The organism is Psychrobacter sp. TB20-MNA-CIBAN-0197 (assembly GCF_040309765.1).
GTDB lineage: Bacteria > Pseudomonadota > Gammaproteobacteria > Pseudomonadales > Moraxellaceae > Psychrobacter > Psychrobacter submarinus.
Genome location: NZ_JBEOPC010001042.1, coordinates 1 through 253, shown reverse-complemented (window position 1 = coordinate 253; position 253 = coordinate 1). Strand labels below are relative to the sequence as shown.

Sequence of the window (253 nt, the reverse complement as noted above, 5' to 3'; positions counted from 1 at the left end):
CCTGATAAGTTTGCCAACTATCTAAAGAAAAATATTGATTACTATTCTACCGATAATGCTCATTATTATGGAAACACTATCTCGAGACATGAGGCAACTGCCCGTTATTTAGAGCAAGATGTTGAATTCGATTTCAGACCCTATATTCGCTCGAACACTTTCAGTAAAGATTTTAAAAATAAGAAACAAACTGCAGAAGAGACGGCCAAATCATTAGATGATCTGTCTAACTTAAGATTACATAAGCCGAACC

Annotated in this window: 1 protein-coding gene; it reads left to right on the top strand. The window is 35.2% G+C overall.

Annotation, left to right across the window (positions count from 1 at the left end; genetic code table 11):
• Positions 1 to 253: hypothetical protein (locus tag AAEY83_RS17075; protein ID WP_351061042.1), on the top strand; the 253-nt coding region annotated here is incomplete at both ends.